Here is a 7,083-nt window from a genome sequence, read left to right on the forward strand (position 1 = left end):
CTGGCGTGCACGAACCTCGCTAGGCCTGTGATCAAACGTCGACACAGGGGAAGCGAAGGCATGAGTTCTGAAGCCGCCACGGGTGCCATGAGCGGATTGCGCGTCATCGATCTCACGCGCGTGCTCGGCGGTCCCTATTGCACCCAGATCCTCGCCGACCATGGCGCCGACGTCATCAAGGTCGAGCCGCCCGCGGGCGACGAGGTGCGCGAATGGGGCCCTCCCTTCCACGAGGAGGACGCGGCCTATTTCGTCGGCATCAACCGCAACAAGCGCTCGATCGGCCTCGACCTCGCCTCCGAGGGCGGCCGCGCCGTGCTGCTGAAGATGCTGGAGACGGCCGACGTCCTGATCGAGAATTTCAAGCCGGGCACCCTTGAGAAATGGGGCATCGGCAACGAAGTGCTGCGCGCAAAATTCCCGCGCCTCGTGCATTGCCGGATCTGCGGCTTCGGCGCCGACGGCCCGCGCGGCGGCAATCCCGGCTATGACGCCATCATCCAGGCCATGACCGGCATGATTGCGGCGACCGGCTCGCCCGAGAGCGGGCCGATGCGGATCGGCGTGCCACTGGTCGACATCACCACCGGTCTCTATGCGGCGATCGGCATCCTGATGGCGCTGTCGGAGCGGCAACGTTCGGGCCAGGGCCAGTTCCTGGAGACGACGCTGTACGAGACCGGTCTTGCCATCATGCATCCGCACACCGCGAACTATTTCATGCACGGCAAGCCGCCCTCGCTCACCGGCAACGAGCATCCCAACCTCGTGCCTTACGCGATCTTCCCGACGAAAACCGACAACATCTTCATCGGGGTCGGCAATGACGGCACCTTCCGCAAGCTCGCCAAGGAGATCGGCAAGCCCGAGCTCGGCACCGATCCGCGCTTTGCCCGCAACAAGGACCGCATCGCCAACCGCGAGGCGCTGCGCGCCGAGCTTGCGGCCGTGTTCAGCCAGCACGAGGCCGAGCCGCTGTGCAATCGCCTGCTCGCGGCCGGCCTGCCCGCAGGGCCCGTGCAGAAGATCGACCAGGCGCTGACCAACCCGCACACGATCGCGCGCGGCGATATCATCGAGAAGGACTGGTACAAGGGCGTGGCCTCGCCGATCCGGCTCGACCGCAGCAAGCCCAGCCTGCGCCGCCTGCCGCCGAAATTCAGCCAGCACTCCGCGGAGGTGCTGGGCGAGTTCGGCTACTCCAAGGCGGAGATCGAGGCGATGGTCGAAAAAGGCGTGGTCTGCGGCCCCGAGCGCAAGCGCTGAGATAAGACGAAGGTCGAGCGGCGACGCCGGTCCGCTCCCTCCCCCGCTTGCGGGGGAGGGCTGGGGAGAGGGTGTCTCCAAAACGGGACAATCCCCAAGCGGAGAGAGCCCTCACCCGCGCCTTCGGCGCGACCTCTCCCGCAAGCGGGAGAGGTTTTCGAGTTTGCGGCCGCACGCATTGCCCACGAGCTACCAGCTCTGCTGATCGATCCGCTCGCCGCCAACCAAATGCTGCGGCGCGGTCGCACGCACGTCTTCGCCTATTTTCCGGCTTCCCTTTTCCAGCGCTTGCCGCTTTCGTTTCGGCCGCTTACACAGTCATGTGAACGTCATATGGCGCTGCTAGCGCAAGCGCTTCTTTATTGACGGGCAAGGGAGGTTTTCTTGATGGCTCTTCGACATTTTGGTGCGGCTGCGGCTGTTGCAATCACGGTTGGCTTGTCGGCCTCGCCGGCCCTGGCCGTGACTGAAATCCAGTGGTGGCACGCGATGACCGGCGCGAACAATGACGTCATCGTCAAGCTCGCGAACGACTTCAACGCATCGCAGAGCGACTACAAGGTGATCCCGACCTACAAAGGCAATTACGCCGACACGATGAATGCCGGCATCGCCGCCTTCCGCGCCGGCAACGCCCCGCACATCATGCAGGTGTTCGAGGTCGGCACCGCGACCATGATGGCCGCGACCGGCGCCGTGAAGCCGGTGTACAAGCTGATGGCCGAGACCGGCGAGAAGTTCGATCCGAAGGCCTATCTGCCCGCGATCACCGGCTACTACTCGACCTCGAAGGGCGAGATGCTGTCCTTCCCCTTCAACTCGTCGTCGACGGTGATGTGGGTGAACCTCGACGAGCTGAAGAAAGCCAATGTCGAGATCCCGAAGACCTGGCCTCAGGTGTTCGACGCCGCCAAGAAGCTGCACGACAACGGCCATCCGACCTGCGGCTTCTCCAACTCCTGGGTCACCTGGGTCAATCTCGAGCAGCTCTCCGCCTGGCACAACGTGCCGCTGTCGACCAAGGCCAACGGCCTCGACGGCTTCGACACCGTGCTCGAATTCAACAGCCCGGTCCAGGTCAAGCACCTCGAGAAGCTGGTCGAGCTCCAGAAGGACAAGACCTACGACTATGCCGGCCGCACCAACACCGGTGAAGGCCGCTTCACGTCAGGTGAATGCCCGCTCTATCTGACCTCCTCGGCGTTCTTCGGCAACGTCAAGGCGCAGGCCAAGTTCAACTTCACCGCCGTCCCGATGCCCTATTATCCCGACGTGAAGGGCGCACCACAGAACTCGATCATCGGCGGTGCCTCGCTCTGGGTCATGGGCGGCAAGTCGGCCGAGGATTACAAGGGCGTCGCGAAATTCCTGAGCTTCCTCTCCGATACCGATCGCCAGGTCTACATCCACAAGGCCTCGGGCTATCTGCCGATCACCAAGGCGGCCTATGAGAAGGCCAAGGCGGAAGGCTTCTACAAGGATCAGCCCTATCTCGAGACCCCGCTGCTCGAGCTGACCAACAAGGAGCCGACCGCGAACTCCCGCGGCCTGCGCCTCGGCAACATGGTTCAGCTCCGTGACGTCTGGTCGGAAGAGATCGAGCAGGCGCTCGCCGGCAAGAAGACCGCCAAGCAGGCGCTGGATGCCGCCGTCGAGCGCGGCAACACGATGCTGCGGCAGTTCGAAAAGACCGCCGTCAAGTGAGGCGATCAGCGGCAGGCTGGTAACCCGGCCTGCCGCTCCTGCGTGCATCATGCAAAAACAAGCCATTTTCCAATCGAAGCTATTGCCCTACGCGCTGGTTGCGCCGCAGCTCGCGATCGTCCTGATTTTCTTCTACTGGCCGGCCTGGCAGGCGGTGATCCAGTCCTTCCTGCTCCAGGACGCCTTCGGTCTTTCGACCAGCTTCGTCTGGTTCGACAATTATCTCGAGCTTCTGAAGGACCGCGCCTATTTCGAGGCGATCGTGCGGACCTTCTTCTTCTCGTTCGCCATCGCAGTCTCGTCGCTGTCGTTTGCACTGCTGCTCGCGGTGATGGCGGACAAGCCGCTGCGCGGCTCGATGCTGTACCGCACGCTCTTGATCTGGCCCTATGCGGTGGCGCCGCCGGTCGTCGGCGTGCTCTGGATCTTCATGCTGCACCCCTCGCTGGGCGTGCTCTCGCGGTACTTGCGCGCCCTCGGCGTCGACTGGAATCCGCTGCTCGACGGCGACCAGGCCGCAACGCTGATCATCCTCGCCGCCGCCTGGAAGCAGATCTCCTACAACTTCCTGTTCTTCCTCGCCGGCCTGCAGAGCATCCCCCGAAGCGTGCTCGAGGCGGCCGCGATCGACGGCGCGCGCCCGATGCGCAGGTTCTGGACCGTGACCTTCCCGCTGCTGTCGCCGACCATCTTCTTCCTGCTGGTCGTCAACATCGTCTACGCCTTCTTCGACACCTTCGGCATCATCGACACCATGACCCGCGGTGGTCCCGGCAAGTCGACGGAAACGCTGGTCTACAAGGTCTATTCCGACGGCCTGCTCGGCGGCAATCTCGGTAGCTCGGCGGCGCAATCGGTGATCCTGATGATCATGGTGATCGTGCTGACGGGGATCCAGTTCCGCTTCGTCGAACGCAAGGTGACCTACTGATGGTCGAGGAAGAAGGCTTTCGGCGCTACGTCGCGCACATCATCCTCTGGATCGGGATCGCGATCGTCGCGTTTCCCGTCTACATCGCGATCGTCGCCTCGACCCAGGACAACGCGCTGATCGCGAACGGGCAGATGTCGCTGTTGCCCGGCGGCCATTTCTTCCAGACCTACTATCAGACCATCTTCGTCGGCACGAGCGGATCGACCCGCGAGCCGGTCGGCAACATGATGCTGAACTCGCTGATAACGGCGCTGCTGATCGCGGTCGGCAAGATCGCGATCTCGATCATCTCGGCCTATGCGATCGTGTATTTCCGCTTTCCGTTCCGGATGCCGATCTTCTGGCTCATCTTCATCACCCTGATGCTGCCGGTCGAGGTGCGCATCTATCCGACCTACAAGATCGTCGCCGATCTGCACATGCTCGACAGCTATGCCGGCCTGTCGCTGCCGCTGATCGCATCCGCCACCGCGACGCTGCTGTTCCGACAGTTCTTCATGACGGTGCCGGACGAACTGCTGGAGGCGTCACGCATCGACGGCGCCGGTCCCTTCCGCTTCTTCTGGGACACGCTGCTGCCGCTGTCGCGCACCAACATGGCGGCGCTGTTCGTGATCCTGTTCATCCTCGGTTGGAATCAATATCTCTGGCCGCTGCTGATCACCACCCGCGACGACATGCAGACGATCCAGATCGGCATCCGCAAGATGATCACCACCACCGACGCACTCACCGAATGGCCGATCGTGATGGCAACCGCCGTGTTGGCCATGCTGCCGCCGGTGTTCGTCGTCGTCGCCATGCAGAAGCTGTTCGTGCGCGGCCTGGTCGAGACGGAAAAGTAGGTTCTTGGAAATGAGTTTTCATGGCTAACGTCACCCTGCGCAGCGTCCGCAAGACCTATCCCGGCGGCTTCGAAGCCATCAAGGGCGTCGACGTCGATGTCGGCGACGGCCAGTTCTGCGTGCTGGTCGGACCAAGCGGCTGCGGCAAGTCCACATTGCTGCGCATGGTCGCGGGGCTGGAGACCGTCACCGGCGGCGAGATCGACATCGGCGGCCGCGTCGTCAACCAGATCGAGCCGGCCGATCGCGACATCGCGATGGTGTTCCAGAACTACGCGCTCTATCCGCATATGAGCGTCTACAACAACATGGCTTACGGCCTGCGCAATCGCGGCATGGCGGAAGCCGAGATCAAGACCCGCGTCGAGGAAGCCGCGCGTGTGCTCGAGCTCTCCGCCATGCTGGAGCGCAAGCCGCGCCAGCTTTCAGGCGGCCAGCGCCAGCGCGTCGCCATGGGCCGCGCCATCGTGCGCCAGCCAAAGGTGTTTCTGTTCGACGAGCCGCTCTCCAATCTCGACGCCAAGCTGCGCATCGCGATGCGGGTCGAGATCCGCAAATTGCAGCGCCGCCTCAACACCACGTCGATCTATGTCACCCATGACCAGCTCGAGGCGATGACGCTCGCCGACATCCTGGTGGTGATGAATGGCGGCCAGGTCGAGCAGGTCGGCAACCCACTCGCGATCTACGAGAAGCCGGCCACCACTTTCGTCGCCTCTTTCATCGGAGCACCACCGATGAATCTGATGTCGATGCGCCCTGACGAGATCAGATCGCAGCTCAATGGTGCAGGCGAGGCCGGCATCCTCGGCATCCGCCCGGAGGATTTCGTCATCACCGACCAGACGCCCGCCGGCGGCGTCGCGCTGCCGCTGACGGTGGAAGCGATCGAACGCGTCGGCGCCGAAACCTTCGTCTACGGCTCCCGTCAGCAGGAGGAGCAGCGCGTCGCCGCCACCCCCGGCGAGCTGCCGCCCGGCGAGGTCATCGTCCGCATTCCTGGAACCGAAGCGCCAGCGATCGGCCAGAACATCCGCGTCGCGGCGGTGCGGTCGAAGCTGCACCTGTTCAGCGGCGACGGGCGCAAGCGGATCGAGGCCTGACCGGTTCCAGGGGCCGGCCAACCAAAAAGTGCGAAAACAACCCCATGCACAGTAGAAGGGGCTTGTTTTCGTTGGGATAAATCGTCCGCAAATTCGCCGTGCTGGTCGCAGGTGGAAACAGGGCATCCACAGCCTCCCCGGCTACCTGCTTGAACCGCCTTGGAGATATGCCCATATTGCTGACCAAGGGGTGCCGCTTCCGGGCCCTGAAACACCAAAGTCGCTTCTGCGAGGACTTTGTAAACTATGTCTCGTGTTCCAACGCTCTCCAGTCCCTTTCTGCTGGGCTTCGACGAGATCGAGCGCGTGCTCGATCGGGTCGTCAAAGGCGCCGACGGTTATCCTCCCTACAATATCGAGAGGTGCGACCGCGCGGATGGCCAGCCCGAGCGTTTGCGCATCACGCTGGCGGTCGCCGGATTCACCCGCGACCAACTCGATGTAACCATTGAGGAAAACCAGCTCGTGATCCGCGGGCGGCAGCAGGACGACAAAACCCGGCAATACATCCATCGCGGCATCGCCGCGCGCCACTTCCAGCGCACCTTCGTGCTGGCGGAGGGGATGCAGGTGCTAGGCGCGGATCTGAAGAACGGGCTGTTGTCGATCGATCTGGCCCGGCCTGAACCGGAGAGGATCGTTAAGACAATCGCTATCAATGAGCACGAATAATGGAACGAGTAGCGGACTCGACCGCTTAGTGTTCCAGAGGAGTCGAGACCATGAGTGAAGGTCACGTTGCGTTCGAATATGAAGCCAAGAATGTCTCTCCGGAGACGCTGGCAACCCTCGGCGAAGGTCATATCGCCTATGTGAAGCAGATCCGCTCCGAGGACGTGCCGGACCTGTTCCCCGAGGCGCCCAAGATTGCGCCGGGCCTCAAGCTCTTCGCGCTCCACGCCGCCGACGGCACGCCGATCATGCTGACCGACAGCCGCGAAGCCGCGATCGCCAACGCCTGGAGCAACGAGCTGCAAGCGGTGAGCGTGCACTGAGCGCACGCGCGTTCGCACGAATAGAGTTTCAAGCGGGCATGCCTTCGCAAGAAGGCGTGCCCGTTTTGCTTTTTGCAGCGATAGTGTTTCCGCGTTGTCATTGCGAGGAGCCCTTGCGACGAAGCAATCCAGAATCCCTCCGCGGAGAGATTCTGGATTGCTTCGCTTCGCTCGCAATGACGGGATGGACGGCCCCCGAACGGCATCGGTGTGCCAGACTGGTGATGTTGAGTCGA

At 63.0% G+C, this 7,083-nt stretch carries 7 protein-coding genes; all 7 read left to right on the forward strand.

Annotation, left to right across the window (positions count from 1 at the left end; genetic code table 11):
* The first annotated feature begins 60 nt into the window (after positions 1-60).
* The 7 genes from AAE027_RS31745 to AAE027_RS31775 all read left to right on the forward strand — a co-directional run bounded on the left by AAE027_RS31745 (position 61) and on the right by AAE027_RS31775 (position 6,847).
* Positions 61-1,266, forward strand: coding sequence for a CaiB/BaiF CoA transferase family protein (locus AAE027_RS31745; RefSeq protein ID WP_370989789.1), 1,206 nt, complete (start codon positions 61-63; stop codon positions 1,264-1,266).
* A 387-nt stretch (positions 1,267-1,653) separates the two neighbouring features.
* Complete coding sequence (ugpB, locus tag AAE027_RS31750) at positions 1,654-2,970, forward strand: sn-glycerol-3-phosphate ABC transporter substrate-binding protein UgpB (RefSeq protein WP_370989788.1); 1,317 nt, start codon at positions 1,654-1,656, stop codon at positions 2,968-2,970.
* A gap of 49 nt (positions 2,971-3,019) precedes the next feature.
* Positions 3,020-3,901: a sn-glycerol-3-phosphate ABC transporter permease UgpA gene (ugpA, locus tag AAE027_RS31755; RefSeq protein WP_091882351.1), complete on the forward strand. Its 882-nt coding sequence runs from the start codon at positions 3,020-3,022 to the stop codon at positions 3,899-3,901.
* Positions 3,901-4,749 carry a sn-glycerol-3-phosphate ABC transporter permease UgpE gene (gene ugpE / locus AAE027_RS31760; protein ID WP_091882354.1) on the forward strand — a complete coding sequence of 283 codons (849 nt, stop codon included), beginning with the start codon at positions 3,901-3,903 and terminating at the stop codon, positions 4,747-4,749. Before ugpA ends, ugpE begins: the two co-directional genes overlap by 1 nt.
* Before the next feature lie 20 nt (positions 4,750-4,769).
* Positions 4,770-5,852 carry a sn-glycerol-3-phosphate import ATP-binding protein UgpC gene (locus AAE027_RS31765; protein WP_370989787.1) on the forward strand — a complete coding sequence of 361 codons (1,083 nt, stop codon included), beginning with the start codon at positions 4,770-4,772 and terminating at the stop codon, positions 5,850-5,852.
* Positions 5,853-6,098: 246 nt separating this feature from the next.
* Positions 6,099-6,524 carry an Hsp20 family protein gene (locus tag AAE027_RS31770; protein ID WP_091882361.1) on the forward strand — a complete coding sequence of 142 codons (426 nt, stop codon included), beginning with the start codon at positions 6,099-6,101 and terminating at the stop codon, positions 6,522-6,524.
* Positions 6,525-6,574: 50 nt separating this feature from the next.
* Positions 6,575-6,847: a BQ00720 family protein gene (locus AAE027_RS31775; RefSeq protein WP_035704148.1), complete on the forward strand. Its 273-nt coding sequence runs from the start codon at positions 6,575-6,577 to the stop codon at positions 6,845-6,847.
* The last annotated feature ends 236 nt before the right edge of the window (positions 6,848-7,083 follow it).

Source organism: Bradyrhizobium sp. DN3, assembly GCF_041357655.1.
Taxonomy (GTDB): domain Bacteria; phylum Pseudomonadota; class Alphaproteobacteria; order Rhizobiales; family Xanthobacteraceae; genus Bradyrhizobium.